This is a genomic window from Haladaptatus halobius, from assembly GCF_020618475.1.
GTDB classification, from domain to species: Archaea; Halobacteriota; Halobacteria; order Halobacteriales; family Haladaptataceae; genus Haladaptatus; species Haladaptatus halobius.
Genome location: NZ_CP085335.1, coordinates 1,771,580 through 1,787,782 on the forward strand (window position 1 = coordinate 1,771,580; position 16,203 = coordinate 1,787,782).

19 protein-coding genes and 1 tRNA gene are annotated in these 16,203 nt (G+C 62.9%); 13 read left to right on the top strand and 7 right to left on the bottom strand.

Going from position 1 to position 16,203, the window contains the following annotated elements:
* The first annotated feature begins 62 nt into the window (after window positions 1-62).
* Window positions 63-2,078 carry a hypothetical protein gene (locus tag LIW51_RS10240; RefSeq protein ID WP_227374040.1) on the top strand — a complete coding sequence of 672 codons (2,016 nt, stop codon included), beginning with the start codon at window positions 63-65 and terminating at the stop codon, window positions 2,076-2,078.
* Window positions 2,079-2,093: 15 nt separating this feature from the next.
* On the opposite strand, the gene LIW51_RS10245 is transcribed toward LIW51_RS10240, so the two are convergent.
* Window positions 2,094-2,231: a DUF7503 family protein gene (locus LIW51_RS10245; protein ID WP_227374041.1), complete on the bottom strand. Its 138-nt coding sequence runs from the start codon at window positions 2,229-2,231 to the stop codon at window positions 2,094-2,096.
* A 222-nt stretch (window positions 2,232-2,453) separates the two neighbouring features.
* Between LIW51_RS10245 and LIW51_RS10250 the strand changes: the two genes are divergently transcribed.
* The 3 genes from LIW51_RS10250 to LIW51_RS10260 all read left to right on the top strand — a co-directional run bounded on the left by LIW51_RS10250 (window position 2,454) and on the right by LIW51_RS10260 (window position 4,456).
* Entirely contained in the window at window positions 2,454-2,798 is a 345-nt protein-coding gene (locus LIW51_RS10250) for a HalOD1 output domain-containing protein (RefSeq protein ID WP_227374042.1), read from the top strand.
* Window positions 2,799-2,876: 78 nt separating this feature from the next.
* Window positions 2,877-3,794: a DUF7504 family protein gene (locus LIW51_RS10255; RefSeq protein ID WP_227374043.1), complete on the top strand. Its 918-nt coding sequence runs from the start codon at window positions 2,877-2,879 to the stop codon at window positions 3,792-3,794.
* A gap of 32 nt (window positions 3,795-3,826) precedes the next feature.
* Window positions 3,827-4,456: a uracil-DNA glycosylase gene (locus LIW51_RS10260; protein WP_227374044.1), complete on the top strand. Its 630-nt coding sequence runs from the start codon at window positions 3,827-3,829 to the stop codon at window positions 4,454-4,456.
* A 30-nt stretch (window positions 4,457-4,486) separates the two neighbouring features.
* On the opposite strand, the gene LIW51_RS10265 is transcribed toward LIW51_RS10260, so the two are convergent.
* Window positions 4,487-4,687, bottom strand: a complete 201-nt coding sequence (locus tag LIW51_RS10265) for a hypothetical protein (protein WP_227374045.1) — start codon at window positions 4,685-4,687, stop codon at window positions 4,487-4,489.
* A gap of 69 nt (window positions 4,688-4,756) precedes the next feature.
* Between LIW51_RS10265 and LIW51_RS10270 the strand changes: the two genes are divergently transcribed.
* Window positions 4,757-5,509: a DUF2064 domain-containing protein gene (locus tag LIW51_RS10270; protein WP_368411785.1), complete on the top strand. Its 753-nt coding sequence runs from the start codon at window positions 4,757-4,759 to the stop codon at window positions 5,507-5,509.
* On the opposite strand, the gene arcD is transcribed toward LIW51_RS10270, so the two are convergent.
* The gene (gene arcD / locus LIW51_RS10275) at window positions 5,506-6,951 is read right to left on the bottom strand and encodes an arginine/ornithine antiporter ArcD (protein WP_227374047.1); all 1,446 of its coding nucleotides are present in this window, start codon (window positions 6,949-6,951) and stop codon (window positions 5,506-5,508) included. The genes LIW51_RS10270 and arcD overlap by 4 nt on opposite strands.
* A gap of 147 nt (window positions 6,952-7,098) precedes the next feature.
* Between arcD and LIW51_RS10280 the strand changes: the two genes are divergently transcribed.
* Window positions 7,099-7,181: transfer RNA gene (locus tag LIW51_RS10280), tRNA-Ser, on the top strand.
* 264 nt (window positions 7,182-7,445) lie between these two features.
* Here the strand turns inward: LIW51_RS10280 and LIW51_RS10285 are convergent.
* Window positions 7,446-7,739: a hypothetical protein gene (locus LIW51_RS10285; protein WP_227374048.1), complete on the bottom strand. Its 294-nt coding sequence runs from the start codon at window positions 7,737-7,739 to the stop codon at window positions 7,446-7,448.
* Window positions 7,720-8,763, bottom strand: a complete 1,044-nt coding sequence (locus LIW51_RS10290) for a malectin domain-containing carbohydrate-binding protein (protein WP_227374049.1) — start codon at window positions 8,761-8,763, stop codon at window positions 7,720-7,722. The genes LIW51_RS10285 and LIW51_RS10290 overlap by 20 nt, the downstream gene beginning before the upstream one ends.
* Before the next feature lie 178 nt (window positions 8,764-8,941).
* On the opposite strand from LIW51_RS10290, the gene LIW51_RS10295 reads away from it, so the two are divergent.
* From LIW51_RS10295 to LIW51_RS10305, 3 genes are read left to right on the top strand one after another with little or no spacing between them, the layout of a single operon-like run.
* Window positions 8,942-9,229 (top strand): bacterio-opsin activator domain-containing protein, encoded by a 288-nt coding sequence (locus LIW51_RS10295; RefSeq protein ID WP_227374050.1) that lies wholly within the window; start codon window positions 8,942-8,944, stop codon window positions 9,227-9,229.
* On the top strand, window positions 9,190-9,618 hold the full coding sequence (locus tag LIW51_RS10300; protein ID WP_227374051.1) for a helix-turn-helix domain-containing protein: 429 nt from the start codon (window positions 9,190-9,192) through the stop codon (window positions 9,616-9,618). Before LIW51_RS10295 ends, LIW51_RS10300 begins: the two co-directional genes overlap by 40 nt.
* Before the next feature lie 32 nt (window positions 9,619-9,650).
* Window positions 9,651-9,971, top strand: a complete 321-nt coding sequence (locus tag LIW51_RS10305; protein ID WP_227374052.1) for a DUF5785 family protein — start codon at window positions 9,651-9,653, stop codon at window positions 9,969-9,971.
* On the opposite strand, the gene udk is transcribed toward LIW51_RS10305, so the two are convergent.
* The gene (gene udk / locus LIW51_RS10310) at window positions 9,972-10,706 is read right to left on the bottom strand and encodes a uridine kinase (RefSeq protein ID WP_227374053.1); all 735 of its coding nucleotides are present in this window, start codon (window positions 10,704-10,706) and stop codon (window positions 9,972-9,974) included.
* A gap of 170 nt (window positions 10,707-10,876) precedes the next feature.
* Here udk and LIW51_RS10315 point away from each other — a divergent pair, with 170 nt between their 5' ends.
* The 4 genes from LIW51_RS10315 (at window position 10,877) to LIW51_RS10330 (ending at window position 15,293) form a co-directional block, all read left to right on the top strand.
* Entirely contained in the window at window positions 10,877-11,635 is a 759-nt protein-coding gene (locus LIW51_RS10315; RefSeq protein WP_227374054.1) for a GTP cyclohydrolase III, read from the top strand.
* Window positions 11,636-11,714: 79 nt separating this feature from the next.
* Window positions 11,715-12,278 (top strand): CBS domain-containing protein, encoded by a 564-nt coding sequence (locus LIW51_RS10320; RefSeq protein ID WP_227374055.1) that lies wholly within the window; start codon window positions 11,715-11,717, stop codon window positions 12,276-12,278.
* 101 nt (window positions 12,279-12,379) lie between these two features.
* Window positions 12,380-13,702: an ABC transporter substrate-binding protein gene (locus LIW51_RS10325; protein ID WP_227374056.1), complete on the top strand. Its 1,323-nt coding sequence runs from the start codon at window positions 12,380-12,382 to the stop codon at window positions 13,700-13,702.
* Window positions 13,703-14,021: 319 nt separating this feature from the next.
* Entirely contained in the window at window positions 14,022-15,293 is a 1,272-nt protein-coding gene (locus LIW51_RS10330) for an ABC transporter substrate-binding protein (RefSeq protein ID WP_227374057.1), read from the top strand.
* Here LIW51_RS10330 and LIW51_RS10335 read toward each other — a convergent pair.
* The gene (locus tag LIW51_RS10335; RefSeq protein WP_227374058.1) at window positions 15,274-16,158 is read right to left on the bottom strand and encodes a NosD domain-containing protein; all 885 of its coding nucleotides are present in this window, start codon (window positions 16,156-16,158) and stop codon (window positions 15,274-15,276) included. The two genes, LIW51_RS10330 and LIW51_RS10335, sit on opposite strands and share 20 nt — an antisense overlap.
* Window positions 16,159-16,203 lie beyond the last annotated feature (45 nt).

Genomic DNA, 16,203 nt, shown 5'->3' on the forward strand with positions numbered 1-16,203 from the left:
TCTCCACCGTTATTTGAACTGCTACCGATCAACAAGACCCGCTACTCGGGTCGTGTCTACTCGTGCTCTCGTTCGAATCCCTTTCCAACTCCGGCCTCGCTATCGTCGACCCCATCGAACGCCGTCGATACGCGTTCGACACGCCGGCGTCGGTCACTCCCGAACCGGCGGACGACGACCGATTCTACTTCCCCGTCGACCGAGCCGTCCGCGTTTCGACCGACGAACTGACCCTCGACCAGCGCGTCGACACCTTCGTCCGCGGCGCGACTGGCGAACTACTCTTCGACGTGGACTCAGACACGCACGAAAAACTGCCGCCGGGGGAGTACTGCGTCGAACTGAACGCTCCCGTCAAGGTGTACCTCCGCGTCGACGGCGCGCTGTCGGTTCGGGCGAGCGTGAACCGCGTCGTCTTCGAGTTCAACCCCGCGGACATTCTCGTCGGCGCTCGTTCCTACCACCACCACCCCGCGGCGACGGTGACGACGACCGACGACCCCGAAGACGTACTGACGGCGCTGTCCGCGCTCTCGTCCGCGCTGAAGACGACGACCTGCGAACGGTCGTACCCGACGCTCCGCGGGCACCCGCCGACCGTCGAACTCGGCGACGAACTACGCGTCCCCGCCGAACTGGAACGCCCGGAAACCGGCGTTCGTCTCGAACTTCCGCCGACGCTCGATGCGGCGTACGTCGCCGCACCGCTCGCGTACTATCTCGGGGCGGAGATGGTTTCCGGCGACGAACCGCGACTCGTCACCGACGACTTCGAACACCCGCTTCCGAGCGCGCGGTTCGAGCGGGAGGTCGAGCGCGTGCTGAAACGGACGTTCTTCCTCGACTGTCTCATCCGGACGGAAGGGTACTATCGAGTCGACCTCTACGAACGCGAGCAGGTCGACGTCGACCTAGATTTCGCGGCGCTGTACGACCTCCCCATCGCGGAGCAACTGCCGGCATATCTCTCCGTTCCGTTCGACCGATTGGCACCACATATGCCGCAGTGGCCGCTCACCGCGCACGTCGCGCCCACGCCGGAGCACGTCGGTGCGATTCCGTTCGTCGTGAACGACCTCGGCGTCGTGCGCACGCCCAGCGCGACCCCCGTGTCGGCGGATGACGTTCGCTCGACCGTGGTGGAGTCGTTTCTCGGCGAAGTGAGGGGGGAATCGGAGGGCGACTACACGTTCGTCCGTCCGGAGCAGGGCGACTCGCTCGAACAGGCGTGGTTCGCCGCCGACCTGCCACTTCACGCGACCAAGGCGATTTCGCAGGCGTTCCGAAACAAACTCGAACGCGAACCGAAAACCGGCACCATCGACATCGCGGTCGTCTGCAACGAACCGGAGATGGCGACGGACGAGGGCGTCAGGGGCGTGTACGGCTGTCGTGATGAACTTTCGTTCGACGTGACGATTCACGCCGACCTCTCGACGACCGAGTTGCGAACCGTCCTCGAATCCGACGTGGACTTCCTCCACTACGTCGGGCACATCGACGAATCGGGGTTCCGATGCCGAGACGGGTCGCTCGACGCGACGACGGTGATGAACGTCGGCGTCTTGACCTTCCTGCTCAACGCGTGCCAGTCCTACGAGCAGGGGTTGGCGCTCGTCGAGGCGGGTGCGGTCGGCGGCGTCGTCACCTTCAGCGACGTGGTGAACGAGGGAGCGGCGCGCATGGGGTACGCGATGGCGCGCCTCCTGAACCTCGGATTTCCGCTCGGCTCGGCGCTCGGCCTCGCCCGAACCGAGAGCATCGTCGGCGGGCACTATCTGGTCGTCGGAGACGGGAGCGCTGACGTGGTGCAGGTCGAGGACGGCGTGCCGACGCTCTGTGACATCCACACCCGCGACGAGGGCTACGACGTGACGCCAATCACCCACCCGTCGCGGGAGGGGAAAATAGGGACGATGGCCTATCCGCTCGTCGAAACCAACGAACACCATTTCCTCGCGCCGGGCGCGCTCCGGCGGTTTCGACTCTCCGCGAAGGAACTTCGACGGTATCTCGTGTGGCACCAGCTACCCGTCCGGAAAGACGGTGTGTTGGTGTGGGACGAGGACCCACTGTAGCGACGATTCGCCGCTCTACGGGCCGTACACTGCCAGCGTTCCGACGCCCGCCGCGGCGGTGCCAGCCTGCGAGAGCAAGAGCATCGTCACGAACAGGACGCCGATCATTCTCGGATTCTCTGCGAAGTACGATTGGAACGTGTCGTCTGTCATCGGTACGGAAAAACGTAACGAGCATCGTCTACTTCGATATGAGCCGCTTGAATCGGCGTAAACGAACCCTACGCGGTTCGGAAGGGCGACCAGTTCAGAGAAACGCGTCGTTCGAGCCCGTCAACGGTCGGTTATCGATCGTTAATAGCATTCTATAATCCCGTTTTCAGTCAGATGCATCTTTATTACGAATCGCCTCGACATAGGAGTTACAGTCCGTAGATGAGTGGAGTGAACGCGGAACGCGATGGCGGTGACCCGATACCAACTCTCGTCGGAGACGAAACTGGATACCACGTCTATCACGACGCGACGAGCCCTCGCCCACTGAGTGAAACCCTCATCATCGCTCTCGCCGTCATCCGTAACATCGACCCGACGGTGGAGTCGATACCGCTGGCCGACGCGGTCGATCCGGACGCGCTCGACCTGCTCTTCGCCGACACGCACGGCGGGAAAGAGCGAAGCGAAGGGTACGTCGTGTTCACCACCGCAGGTCTCGAAGTATTCGCTCACGCGAACGGTCACATCTTCATCCGCGAACGAACCGATGCAGAGGACACGTGATAGGTGAAACTATGAGAACCCTGAACCCGATAAGGCGCACGCAACTCACTCGACGAGTAGGAGAACCGACGGATAACCATGAGTGACCGAGGTTTTTCCGCCGATTCAGGGAGTAGCTTCCTCGTTACGGTTCGGTCGCTCCACGACGAGGTGCGGAAAGCGGGTTTCGACCACCTCCCCATCGACGAGGCAGACTCCGTTATCGCAGTCACGTACGACCAAACGGCCGACTCGTTCCTCCGAACGTGGCGCTCCCGCGTCGGAACGATTCCGGAGTACGTTCGAATCGTCGACGTCCATCAGACGATGCGTTCGGTGGCGAGCGCACCGACGCGACAGACCGGCGTTCGAAACGTCGTTCGAACCGTCCAACGACCGGACGACCTGACCGCGGTACGGGACGCGGTCACGTCGGCGTTAGCGGAGGCTGGCGACGAGACGGTGTTGGTCTTCGACTCGCTGACCACGCTGTTCGAACACGTCTCGCTGGCCGAGATGGTGACGTTCTTCGACACCGTCTCAACCCGCCTCGCGGACGCCGACGCGTCGGGATACTTCTACCTCGAAACCCGCGCCCACGACCCGCCGACGATAGCGACGCTGCGAGTGCTCGCCGACGACACCTTCGAACTCATCAACAACGGGGTCGAGTGGTGTACGCGTTCGCTCGAAAATCGAACCGGCGACTGCCCGCCGCTCGACGCCCTGTTCGACTCGCTCCGCGTGCGGCTACGGCGGGACGCGCTTCGATACTTGCTTCGCTCCGCCGAACCGGTAGACGTGGACGAACTGGCGTCCGTCGTCGCTCGTCTGGGGCCGGGCGACGGCGAGACGACCCGGAACCAACACCGCCGTTACTACACGTCGCTGTACCAGCTTCATCTGCCGAAACTGGCCGATGCGGGTCTCATCCGACACGACGAAACGACGCGCCAGGTTTCGGCCTGCGAGGCGGCGCAGTGGGTCGAACCGTTTCTCGCCCTCTCCGAGGAGTAGCCCCTTTTACTCTCGCGCGACTACCGACGGGCATGGACGCGAATCAGGAAGAACTCTCGAACCCGTTCGGGATGGACGAGACGTGTACGAACTGCGCGCTGTGCGAACGCCGGGAGCGGGTCGTCCACGGCTACGGCGACGTCGGCGCGGACTTCCTCTTCGTCGGCGAGATGCCGAGCGCGGGTGCGGAAGCCACCGGCGTTCCGTTCACCGGCGACGCCGCGGGGGAACGTCTCCAGGAAGTGCTCGAACGACTCGAACTGAGCAATTCGCCCCCCGACGCCGCCGAACCCGAACTCGACAACGCCTTTCTCACCTATCTGACCCGGTGTCGCCACCCGGAGCGACTGCCGAACGACGAGGAAGTGGAGACCTGCGAACCGTATCTGAACGCCGAGGTTAGGATGATAAACCCCGAAATTCTCTTGCCCGTGGGCCAGCGCGCGCTCGCCGAAGTCGCGAGGGAGTACACCACGACGCCGGCGGAGGAGTTCGACGTGGTGGCCGACCACGCGACGACGATTCGAGGGAGAGGGTTCGAACTCGTCCCGATGGTACACCCCGCTGAGCAGACGGACGAGCAGACCGAGGCGTTCGTCCAGCACTTCTTCGACCTGATGGGGAAGGATTACCGCCAGACGAAGGGCCGACAGGGACGGTAATCGAAGACCGAGCCGCGATTTTCGTTCGATTCACCAGTAGGGGTTCGCGCGCCACCGCCTCGATTTCGCGCCGAGCGCGGTCGTCACCGCGACGAGAACGACGACGACCGCCAGCGCGGCGACGACTGCTAGTTTCGAGAACGCCGCCGTCACGAGCAGTGCGAGCCCTCCGAGCACCAGCAGCGCGAGGAGGATGACGCCGAGCAGTGCGAGCGGTTTCGTCCAGTGCATGCCCGAATCGAAACAGGGGACGGCCATAAAATGATGGCCTTCAAGGCGCTTCCGAACCGATGGACGGGTATGACCACCATCGCCGTGCTGGCCGACCCACCGCGCGAGGGACTCGTTCTTCCAGAACTCGCGGCGACGTCGCCGCTCTCCGAGGCCGAGGTGACGGAGCTGTACGCCGAGATGCTGAAAGACACGTTCGTCGCCGCCGCGAACAGCGGAGGCGACCTACTCGTCAACTACCGGCCCGACGACGACCTCCCGGGTGACCTCCAGGGAGACGGGAGTTCGGAGGACGAACTTCGGGCGCTGGCGGACGAGGCGTTGGACGACGTCGAGGACGTGCGGTTCGAGGTGCAGGTCGGCTCGACGTTCTCCGCCCGCGCCGGAAATACGACGACGCACCTCCTCGAATCGGAAGGCGCGAACTCGGTCGCCGTCGTGGACGGGACGGCACCGATGCTGACGCGCACGGAGATAGACAGCGCGGCGATGAAGCTGCGGCGGAGCGAAGTGGTCGTCGGTTCCGCGGGCGACGGGCGAATCTACTACCTCGGACTGACCGACACGATCGACTTCGAGGGCGTCTACACCCCGCCGGAGATAGAGACGGTGACACAGAGAGCGACCGACGCCGGGTACGACGTGGACTTTCTGCCCGCGATGACCGCGGTCGAGACGGGGGCGGACTTGCGCTCGCTCGTTCCCCTGCTGAACGCGCGAATCGAAGCGGGACGAATCGTACCGGTTCACACCGCGACGTATCTCCACGAACTCGATCTGCGCGTCGAAGAACGGGACGGCGAGCGCGAACTGGTGCGTTAGTCCGCTGGCGAGACGGACTGCTTTTTCGTCGATTCCACGTCAAGTTGCCAGCCGGTCGTCGCGATGACGAAGAGGACGGCCGGCGAGAACACGCCGAAGAAGTAGTACGGCGCGTACTGGAGCGTCGGAACCCCAAGCGCGGTCGCCATGTAGACGGCCCCCGCGTGCCACGGGATGAGCGCGCCGGTGGGCGTTCCGGCGGCCTCGACGGCCCGTGAGAGGTCGCGGCTGTCGAGACCGTGCTCCTCGTAGAGATTCCGGAGCGTCATGCCGGGGACGACGATGCTCATGTACTGCTGGGCGGTGAGCACGTTCGTGAGCATGGCAGACGCGCCGGTTCCGGCGACGAGACCGCCCGCGCTCCTGACCTTTTGGGAGAGTTCGCGCGCGAGCACCGCGAGGACGCCCGTCGTCTCCAACAACCCGCCGAGGGTGAGCGCCGCAACGACGATGCTGATAGTCCACGCGGAGCCTTCGATTCCGCTGCTCTGGAGGAGTCCGTCGACCATCTTCATCCCCGTCTTCGGACTCGCTCCACTCAGAAACACCTGCCACGCGGCGGTGAACGGCCGGCCTTGCAAAAACAGAGTCGTCCCGACGCCGGAGAAGACGCCGGCGATGAGTGACGGAAGCGCGGGGTACCCCCAGAGCGCGAGTCCGAACGTGACGACGAGCGGGAGGAACACCAGTGGCGAGATGTGGTACGTATTCGCCAGCGCTGTCTGGATACCGCCGACGCGGTTCGTCGGAATCGACCCCGTCGCCCGCAGACCGAGGACGGCGTAGCCGACGAGCGCGAGACCGAACGCGACGAGGGTTCCGGCACGCATCCCGCGGATGTGGTCGTAGAGGTCGGTGTTGGTCACCGCCGCGGCGAGGTTCGTCGTGTCAGAGAGCGGCGATTGCTTGTCCCCGGCGTACGCGCCCGAGAGAACCGCACCTGCCGTCATCGGTACTGGAACGCCGAGGCCGGAGCCGATACCGATGAACGCAACGCCGAGCGTCCCGACGGTCGTCCACGACGACCCGATGGAGAACGCGACGAGACCGGCCAGCGCCGCGGTTACGGGGAGGAACACGGTCGGCGAGAGCAGTTGTAGACCGTAGTACATCAGCCCCGGAATCGTTCCGGAACTGACCCACGTGGCGATGAGGGCGTAGATGGTGAACAGGATGAGGATCGCCTGCAACCCCATCAGCAGGCTGTCGGCGATCCCGTCGTAGAGGTCGTCCCACGAGAGGCCGAGTCCGTAGTAGCCGACCAGTCCCGTGAACGCGATAGCCCACAGCAGAGGAATGTGGGGATCCATCTTCAGCCACGCCGACCCGACTCCGAGGAAGACGACCGTCGCGAGAACCGGCAACAGCGCCAGTCTGAGCGATGGCCGCCGATTCGGCGGTAGCTCGTCGTACGTGAACGGTTCGAAATCCAGCGATGGCATTGTACGACGAGGAATGCACTGGGGAAATTAAACGGTTATGATTTCATGCCCCGAGGTAATATCTCGGCGGGCCAACCTATTCTGACGGACACGTCGCCGACCCAAGACCGACAGTTCTTAGGTCCGCTGTCGAATAGTTTCGCGCGAGGTGGGATGGCAGAGCGGCCTATTGCGCCTGCCTTGAAAGCAGGTGGCGTCAAGCCTCATGGGTTCAAATCCCATTCCCACCGTATTTTCGAGCGACTACTCGGCGAACACCGCGTAGCGTGTGTTCGCCATCGCAGGAGCGAGAGAGGACGTCTGGATTTGAAGTAAGACGCACGCTCGCAGAGCGAACGAAGTGAACGAGCAAGAACGTCTTTCGGTGGTTTAAATCCCATCCCCACCGTTTTCCCACTCTCGAATGGCGAGCACCGCGTATCGTGTGCTTGGCACGAACGCTGAAAACGGCGTCTGGATTCCGAGTAAACGAGTCGCACGCCCGGAAAGCGATTTCATCTGAAGTATTCTATCAACCAGCCACCGAGAGCGAACGTCACTGCACCGAACAGGAGAACGATGGCGACGCCGGCAAACGGACTACCGGCTCCCGCCGGCGTCGGGCTAGTCGATGGTGCGGAAAATAGCTCGACGAGACCGAGCGCGGTTCCGAGAACCGACTGCGAGAGCAATCGACCGAGGGTAGCGACGGGGCTGATGGATTCGAAATACGGAAGACGCAGTTCTCGGAACGTGCGATGACAGGTGACAGAAACGTCTCGGCGGGATTCAAATCCCGTACCAGACACCCCTCGGTGCGAGCAGATTGGTGGGCGTCGAGTCGAAGATGACGTCGTCCCGCTCGTCGTTCCCGCCCTTCTCATCGCCGTGCTTTTCCTTTCCGTTCTTCTCGCCGTTACCCGCGCCCGCCGAACCGTTCCCGCTTCGGTCGTTCTGCTGGCCGCCGCCGTCGACGCGAACCACCTCGATACCCGAGATCATCGGGTCTTCCTGCTCGTGCAGGAAGCGCACGTTGAGGACGCCGTCGCGGACGGTCACGGTGTACGACTTCGTGGTTCCCCTGTCGTGGCCGAGTTCGGCGTACATGTCGTAGTCGTTGAGCACGACCTTCCCTTCGACGACGCTGTCGAACGTTCGCGGACCGCCTTGCTGGTAGTCGTTCCACCCGGAGTCGTCGAAGTACGTCTCGGCGAGGTAGATTCGAACCTCGTACGTCCCCTGCTCGACGGGGAACCGGTACTGCATCTCGGTGTCGTCGCTCGTGGTGCCTCGATTGTCGGCGTCGTACCGACGACTCTGGAAGACTCGCTCTGGAGTGCCCTCCGGAACGGCGTTGGTCATCGAGATGGCGTCGTCCGTACTGTTCGTGTGACTCCCGCTCCGGCGCGCGTTACCGAACCGCGACGGGCGGTTCTCAGCGTCGCGCGTCCAGTCGGGTTCGCCCACCATCGACAGTCTCGGCCCGCCGACGTTGACGCGATACAATACGGTTTTCTGCGGTTTCGAAGTCGTAGTCGTCGTGGTCGTCGTCCTCGTCGTTCGGGTCGTCCGGGTCGTCTCAGACGGTTCGGTCGTCCGTTGCTTCGTGGTCGTGGCCTTCGAGGTCGGATTCGCCGACGTGCTGGTCTGCATCGACTGCGTCGTGGTCGAAACCGTGGTCGACCCGTTGTCCACGCCGCCGGCCGACGGGCCAAAGATACCGCCGGGTATTCCGCCCAGGATTATCATCCCGGCGACGAAGAAGACGATACCACCTCCGATTAGTATCCCTTGGACGAAACCGCTGGACGCTGTAGATGACGTTCCCGACATTTCTCTATAGACCCCGCGCGTGCAGCATTATGTCCGGGTTCACCACCCCACGGAGTTAATTATAGAGTGGCTAAACTGCAATCCGAGCGAAATGTATCGTCCCGACCCGCGTTTGCACTTAAAATAGCCGGAGATAACAATCAAAACAAGAAACGGACTATCGTCTCTTTTCGCTCGGGTGAGCACGATTGCCGAGATCGCTCTTCCTGCCCGCGAGTTCGCGCTCAAAGAAACGTTTCTACAGGCTCCCGAAACACGATTCGAGATAGTAGGGGTCGTCGCACACGGCGAAGAGCGCACGATGCCGCAGATGCGGATGACGACGCCCGAAGTCGGTGCGCTACAACCGACGTTAGCCGACGATTCGACCGTCACCGACGCCCGTTTGCTCACCGATTTCGGCACCCGTGGGGTGTTCGGGATGGAGTGGAAAACTACGTCCGCGAACCCGTCTCCCTACTCGTGAAAGGAGACGCCACCGCACTCATCGCGAACGCGATGGACGATGAGTGGCGCTTTCGCGTCCGGTTCGCGGATCGAAAACGCCTCGCGGACGTTTACGAGTCGTGCCGCGACGCCGACCTCTCCGCCGACGTTCGAACCATCAACGAGCTGGAGACGCCGCGGAGCGGCTCGCAGAGACTGACGCCTCGGCAGTACCAGACGCTTCGCTCCGCCGCCGAGCGAGGCTACTACGACGTTCCGCGAGAGGCGACGACCGAGGATCTCGCCGACGAATTGGGAATCTCGCATCAGACCGTCTCAGAACGCCTCCGGCGCGGACACCGCAATCTGGTCGAACGCATCCTCGCGTCTCCGACCCGCGACGGCGCGGAGAACGTCCGCGGAAGGTAATCCTTTTCGTCCCCCCGAACCGACGTGCGGGCATGGATTGGCCTCACGACCCCGACGGCGAGGAAGGAAGCGAAGGCGGGCGGAAGTACGGTCTGGCCGTCCTCGCAAAGAAACTGGACGAGGACGAGGACTTCCCGCTTTCGCGCGACGAGTTCGTCGAGGAACACGGCGACGAACCGATCCGCATCAACTACGAACGAGTAGTCAGCGTGGACGACATCTTCGAACACGTCGAACCCGCGGAGTTCGAGACCATCTTAGACTTCCACCGCGCCGTCGGAGCGGCGATGCGGTCGGGCGGTTTCTGGGACTACCACCCGGTCGGGGCGAACCCCGAAACGAAGCGCGCCTGATCACTCCTGTTTCTCCGTCGAGCGCCACCGGTCGTCACGAGCGCCCGGTGTCGCGGTCGGCGGGTCGCTCCGCTCGCTTGAGGCGAGGCGAAGTTCCTCGTCCCCCTTTCGCATCGAGTGCGCCCGAATCTCGGCGCGAACCTTCTCTTCGAGGAGACCGACCGCGACCCGGTTCGCACCCTCGGGAATGATGATGTCGGCGTGTTTCTTCGTCGGTTCGACGAACTGCTCGTGCATCGGTTTCACCGTCGAGAGGTACTGCTCCATGACGCCTTCGAGACCCCGACCCCGGTTCACCACGTCGCGCTCGATACGCCGGAGGATGCGAACGTCGGCGTCCGTCTCGACGTACACCTGGAGGTCGAGCATCTCGTTGACCTCGGCGTCGTAGAGGGCGAGGATTCCTTCGAGGATGACCACGTCCGTGGGTTCGACGGTCACGAACTCGTCTTTCCGGTTGTGGATCGAGAAATCGTACTGGGGCATCTCGATGGCCTGGCCGGAGAGCAGTGAATCGAGGTGGTCGCGGAGCAGTTCCCACTCGAACGCCGACGGATGGTCGTAGTTGACCTCCGTGCGCTCATCGAAATCGAGGTGCGACAGGTCTTCGTAATAGTTGTCCATCGGGATTCTGGTGACGGAGTCGCTCACGTCCGCGGTGATCTCACGGGCGACCGTCGTCTTCCCCGCGCCGGTTCCCCCGGCGATACCGATGACGAACGACGGGATGGTCATTGTCGGGTCACTCTCGGGCGGGCGCTTCAATCTCCCGAAGCGGTTTCGGCACTCCGCGAGATAACCGACGATTTTCGCGTCCGCTAGCCGCCCGCTTCCCGTCTCATTTTTGAGACGCGAATCACGATTAGGGCAACTTATACACCAGTACGTCGAACGCTCGGCCAACAGTGACGAACGCCCAGATAACGTTGATACAGATCGACAACTACGGTCCGTGGACCGTGACGCCGGAACCGCGCCGGGAAGTAGACCTCCAGACGCTTCAGTCGAGGCTGTACGCCGACCTCTCGCAGCTCGTCGGCAACCGAGAGGGCTACGTCTTTTTCACCCGGTTCGACAACATGATCGCGGTCACGAACGGGCTCTCGTTAGACGACCACGCGCTCGTACAGGAGTCGGTCGGAAACCGCTATCCGGTGACCGTCAGTCTCAGCGTCGCCACCGGGACGAGTCCGGTGCAGGCGCTCGAAGACGCCACCGAACAGTTGCAGGACGCCGGAAGCGCACAGGACCGTTCGCGTCAATCGATCCTCCGCGGACGAATCATCGACGAGGAGTTCCGGACGGACGACGACGTGCAGATAGCGCACTTCGACGTGAACGACATGACCGGCAACTACACCGACGAGGTGAACGCGTTCGACTCGTTCATCCACATCGAACAGGGGTACGCCGCGCTGATGAAGTACATGCGGGTGGCACACGACTCGCTCTCCTTTTTCGTCGGTGGCGACAACGTCATCGTGGTCTGTCCGAACTTGGACGAGGCGGCGTACGAGGACGCTATCCGGCACGTCGAGGAGGCGACGGAAGTCGAGTTGAAAGTCGGCGTCGGTCGCGGTAGAGTCGCACAAGACGCGGGGATGGCCGCGAAACACGCGCTGGAGACCTGTCGGGCAACGGGAAGCAGAGTCGAGTTTCAGTAACCGACTAGCTATATTAGACGGATGCGGGAATAAAGGTGCCGGGGATAGCTTTTAGGACGGTTGTGTCAAACGGTCACATATGGATGCCGAAGTCACGATCCGGGACATGATGACCCGGGAATACGTGGGGGTTAGCGAGTCCGACTCGGTACTGGGTGCGGTGCAACTCATGCGCGCCGAGGGGGTGGGAAGCGTGGTCGTCCTCCGGGGGAGCGACCCCGTCGGAATCATGACCGAATCCGACGTGCTCGACCTCGTCGCGGAGGAGGGCGACCCCGCCGACACGACCGTATCGGAGGTGATGACGAGTCCCATCGTCTCGATGAACGCCGACCGCAGTCTCGCGGACGCGGCGGGGACGATGGCCCGGCAAGACATCCGCCGGGTCATCGTCACCCGCGACGGCGAACTGGTCGGAATCCTCACCGAACGCGACGTCATCTCGGCCTCCGCGTCGCCGTCGAGCATCGTTTCCACCCGTGAACGGGAACCCGACGAGACCGAACTGCGCGGGACGGTCGAGGTGAACGGTGGCGACGCAGAATACGCGGGCCAGAGTATCTGTGAAGTCTGTGGCACGCTCACCCGCGACCTCACGAACGTCAACGGTCAACTCGTTTGTGCCGACTGTCGGGAGTATTAGATAAAATTCCTATGCGTTTCGGAAATAGGGGTGAAACGCCCGAATTCTAAGCCGCCCGAAGGGTAGATTTATAGTCACGCGGTCGATACCCATCCCTGTCCATGGGATATGATATCGACCGACGCGATGTACTGAAGGGACTCGGAGCGACCGGAACCGCCGGTCTCGCCGGCTGTATCGGCGGTGGCGGCGCTGGAAACGGCAACGGAAACGGTAACAACGACGAGAGTGGCGGACCGGACGTTATCAACGTCATCGGGTACCCGGAGAGCGGGAACCAGCTTTTCCGCGACTACTACAAGAACACCGACGCGAGCCACAAGATCATCGTTCCCGACGGGTTGCTCGACGCCAAGTTGCCAAAGCAGGTGGGCAACGACATGCAGAACGTTACCGGGACGGCTCCGGCCGCCGCCGGCCCGAACAAGAAGGCGTTCACGCAGATGTACAAAGACGAGTACGGAAGTCCGCCGGGCGTGTTCACCTCGCACTCCTACGACTCGGTCGCTATTCTCATCCTCGCCAACGCGGCGGCGGGTGCGAACGACGGGACGAAGATCCGCGACCAGATGCGCCGGGTCGCCAACCCCGGCGGACAGAAGTACGGACCGGAGAACTTCGTCAAAGCGGTCAAAGCCGCCGCGCGCGGTGAAGACGTCAACTATCAGGGCGCGTCGAGTGTCGTCGACTTCGACGAGAAGGGTGACCCGGCCTCTGCGGCCTACGACGTGTGGAAGTTCGCGCCCGATACCGAGGACGGGTACAAGACCTTGGATACCATCGACTTCAAGGGCAGTGCCGGCGGTAAAATGGCCGATAGTTCACCCGGCGGGCACAACCGCACAATCAAAGTCGGGATACTGCTCCCAGAAACCGGCGATCTCGGCTCCGTCGGTAGTCAGATGATTCAGGCGGCGAAGCTGCCCATCAAGCAGGTGAACGACGCGGGCATCAGCGTGACGGTGGACTCCCAAGTGGAGGACACGCAGACCGCGAAGCAAGCGTCACTCTCCGGTGTGAACGCGCTCGTCAACGCCGGCTATCCGGCCATCTGTGGACCGGCTTCGTCCGGTAACAACCTGCCCGTGAGCAAGCAGGTGTACACCAAGCAGCGCATCGTCGGCTGCTCGCCGTCCAGCACGGCGCTCACGGTCTCGCACCTGCAGGACGACGACTTCGTCTTCCGGACGGCCCCGAGCGACCTCCTGCAAGGCAAGGTGATGGCGCAGGTCGCCGCCGAGCGACTCAGCGGAAAGACGGCGTCCACGCTCTACGTGAACAACAGCTACGGGCAGCAGCTATCAAACAAGTTCTCGAGCGCCTTCACGGACAAGCACAGCGGCCAAGTCCTACAGAAAGTCTCGTTCAACAAGGGCGAATCGTCGTATACGTCCGTCATCAGCAAGGCGACTGGTTCGAAGTAAGGCCCACCGCCGTATGAGCGCGTTTTTTCTCCGTGAAGTAGACGGGAGCGAAACAGGTACCCATCGGAGGTGTGCTGAGTACGCCACTAGCGACGGTACTGCCGACTGAAGAGATACCGGCGATGCGAGGTTCGCGTTTCGCGTCGCGTTCGGCCATCGTCGGTGCAGTCTTCGCCGTGGCGCTGTGATTCGTGACGTTTCGGATACATTATCCTTCCCGACGACTGGTGTATTGACGCTGCCACGATGAATCGACACGGATCTATAACGATAGTTTAAAATAGACTTTTCTCCCAGAACGGCGACGATTCCTTCGGGTATGAGTTCAAAAATCGACCGTCGTGACTACCTTCGAGGAGTGGGTGCAGCGACGACCGTGGGGCTGATGGGGAACCTCCAACAGGACGGAGGGCCGGACATGCTCACCGTCATCGGGTACCCACAGAGCGGTATTCAATTGTTCCGCGACCTGTACGCGACCGGCCAAAACGTCGACGTGCTCGTTCCGGACGGGTTGCAAGACTCCTCCTTGCCACAACAGGTCGGTAACGACATGCAGAACGTCACCGGGACGGCCCCGGCCGCCGCAGGTCCCAACATACAGGCGTTCGTCCGACTGTTCCAGAACCGTTACAACCAATCGCCGGGCGTGTTCACCTCGCACTCCTACGACTCGGTCGCTATCCTCATATTGGCGAACGCCGCCGCCGGCGAGAACACCGGTTCGGCCATCCGCCAGCAGATGCGCCGGGTCGCCAATCCGCCGGGGCAGGAGTACGGTCCGGGGAACTTCGTGGAAGCCGTCAGAGCCGCCGCGAATGGGGAGGACATCAACTACCAGGGTGCGTCGAGTTCGACCAACTTCGACCAACGGGGTGGACCGGCGTCCGCGGCATACGACGTGTGGAAGTTCGCACCGCAGACGCAAGACGGAATCAGAACCGTCAACACGCGGCAGTTCGGGGGCAACGCCGGCGGCCCGAGAGCGAACAACGCTCCCGGCGGGATGGGACGAACCATCAGAGTTGGTATCCTGCTTCCGCAGACCGGCGACCTCGGGTCGGTCGGCGGCCCGATGATCCAAGCCTCTAGAATCCCGATCCAGCAGGTGAACGAGAGCGACATCAACCTGAACGTCGAAACCCAAGTCGAAGACACTCAAACCGCCCGACAAGCGGCGATCAGCGGGGCGAACGCGCTCGTCAACGCGGGATTCCCAGCCATCTCCGGCCCCGCGTCCTCGGGGAACAACATCCCCGTCTCGACCGAGGTGTACATCCCGAACGAGGTCGTCGGCTGCTCGCCGTCCAGCACGGCCATCACCGTCTCGCGCCTACAGGACAACGACTTCGTCTTCCGGACAGCCCCGAGCGACCTCCTGCAAGGTAAGGTGATGGCGCAGGTCGCCGCGGAACGCATCGGCGCACAGTCCGCATCGACGCTGTTCGTGAACAACGACTACGGCCAACAGTTGTCGAACCAGTTCTCGCAGGCGTTCCGGCAAGACCACGACGGGCAGGTCATCAACCAAGTCGCGTTCAACATAGGCGAGTCGTCGTACACGTCCGTCATCAATCAGGCACTCGGCTAGTCGCGTTCGCTACCCGATTTTCGTGCGATCCGTTCACGGAGCGGAGCGTCCAGTCACCGCCCATTTCGACGAGACGATTCCCGACCGCGTTCGAGAGCGTCACCGTCGCCGACCCGACTGGATTCGAGAGCGAGGCGCTCACGACCGAGTTAGCGCGGGAATCGACGAGCAGGAGGGCCGTCCGGGTCGAACGGACGGTCACATCTTCGACTCGTCCCCGACGACTGCCGAGGAGCGCGATACCCGTCTCGCTCCGGACGACCGTGACGTTCGAAACGGCGACGCGCCGGGAGTCGCCGACCAGGACGCCGGACGAGAGCAAGCCGCGTGAGACGCTGTCCGTCACGGTGCTCGCGTTCGACTCGATGACCGAAACGCCCGTGAAACCGCTCGCTGCCGTCACTCCTTTCACCCTCGCATGGGGCGACGACGAGAGCGTCACGCCGTCGACGGTTCGCCGTGCGGTCATGTTCCGAACGACGCCGTCCGGAGCGCCCTCGTACCGGAGGCCGAACGTCCACCGGGCGAGCGCGAGGTTCCGCACCGTGACGTTCGCGCCCGTCACCGCAATACCCGTCGTGTTCTCCCGTAACGTGCCGCCGTCGACGACGTGGCCGGCACCGTCGAGAATCACATCGTCCGCCGTGATTCGGATGCATGTCTCCGCGCGGGATCGGATATCACTTACGAGGACGTATTGCCCCGGTTCGGAGATGGACGTGCAGGAGTCGAGGCGGGTCGGTTCGGCAGGGGATGACGATGGTTCGGCGTCGGTGGCGGAGTAACTCCCGCCACCGACGCCGGACATGGCCGCGCAGAGAACCGCGAGCGCGAGGCCGACCGCGGCCCAACGAAAGAGTGCCATGCATGAGCCACGGTTGCCACTCGCTTGTCGATTACTGCCGAAAAG

Excerpts from the sequence above, each read along its gene's own strand:
- LIW51_RS10245 (WP_227374041.1), bottom strand. The coding sequence starts at position 2,231 with ATGACAGACGACACGTTCCAATCGTACTTCGCAGAGAATCCGAGAATG.
- LIW51_RS10290 (WP_227374049.1), bottom strand. The coding sequence starts at position 8,763 with ATGTCGGGAACGTCATCTACAGCGTCCAGCGGTTTCGTCCAAGGGATA.
- arcD (WP_227374047.1), bottom strand. The coding sequence starts at position 6,951 with ATGCCATCGCTGGATTTCGAACCGTTCACGTACGACGAGCTACCGCCG.
- LIW51_RS10335 (WP_227374058.1), bottom strand. The coding sequence starts at position 16,158 with ATGGCACTCTTTCGTTGGGCCGCGGTCGGCCTCGCGCTCGCGGTTCTC.
- LIW51_RS10325 (WP_227374056.1), top strand. The coding sequence starts at position 12,380 with ATGGGATATGATATCGACCGACGCGATGTACTGAAGGGACTCGGAGCG.
- LIW51_RS10270 (WP_368411785.1), top strand. The coding sequence starts at position 4,757 with ATGACCACCATCGCCGTGCTGGCCGACCCACCGCGCGAGGGACTCGTT.
- LIW51_RS10265 (WP_227374045.1), bottom strand. The coding sequence starts at position 4,687 with ATGCACTGGACGAAACCGCTCGCACTGCTCGGCGTCATCCTCCTCGCG.
- LIW51_RS10255 (WP_227374043.1), top strand. The coding sequence starts at position 2,877 with ATGAGTGACCGAGGTTTTTCCGCCGATTCAGGGAGTAGCTTCCTCGTT.
- LIW51_RS10320 (WP_227374055.1), top strand. The coding sequence starts at position 11,715 with ATGGATGCCGAAGTCACGATCCGGGACATGATGACCCGGGAATACGTG.
- LIW51_RS10250 (WP_227374042.1), top strand. The coding sequence starts at position 2,454 with ATGAGTGGAGTGAACGCGGAACGCGATGGCGGTGACCCGATACCAACT.
- LIW51_RS10330 (WP_227374057.1), top strand. The coding sequence starts at position 14,022 with ATGAGTTCAAAAATCGACCGTCGTGACTACCTTCGAGGAGTGGGTGCA.
- LIW51_RS10305 (WP_227374052.1), top strand. The coding sequence starts at position 9,651 with ATGGATTGGCCTCACGACCCCGACGGCGAGGAAGGAAGCGAAGGCGGG.
- udk (WP_227374053.1), bottom strand. The coding sequence starts at position 10,706 with ATGACCATCCCGTCGTTCGTCATCGGTATCGCCGGGGGAACCGGCGCG.
- LIW51_RS10260 (WP_227374044.1), top strand. The coding sequence starts at position 3,827 with ATGGACGCGAATCAGGAAGAACTCTCGAACCCGTTCGGGATGGACGAG.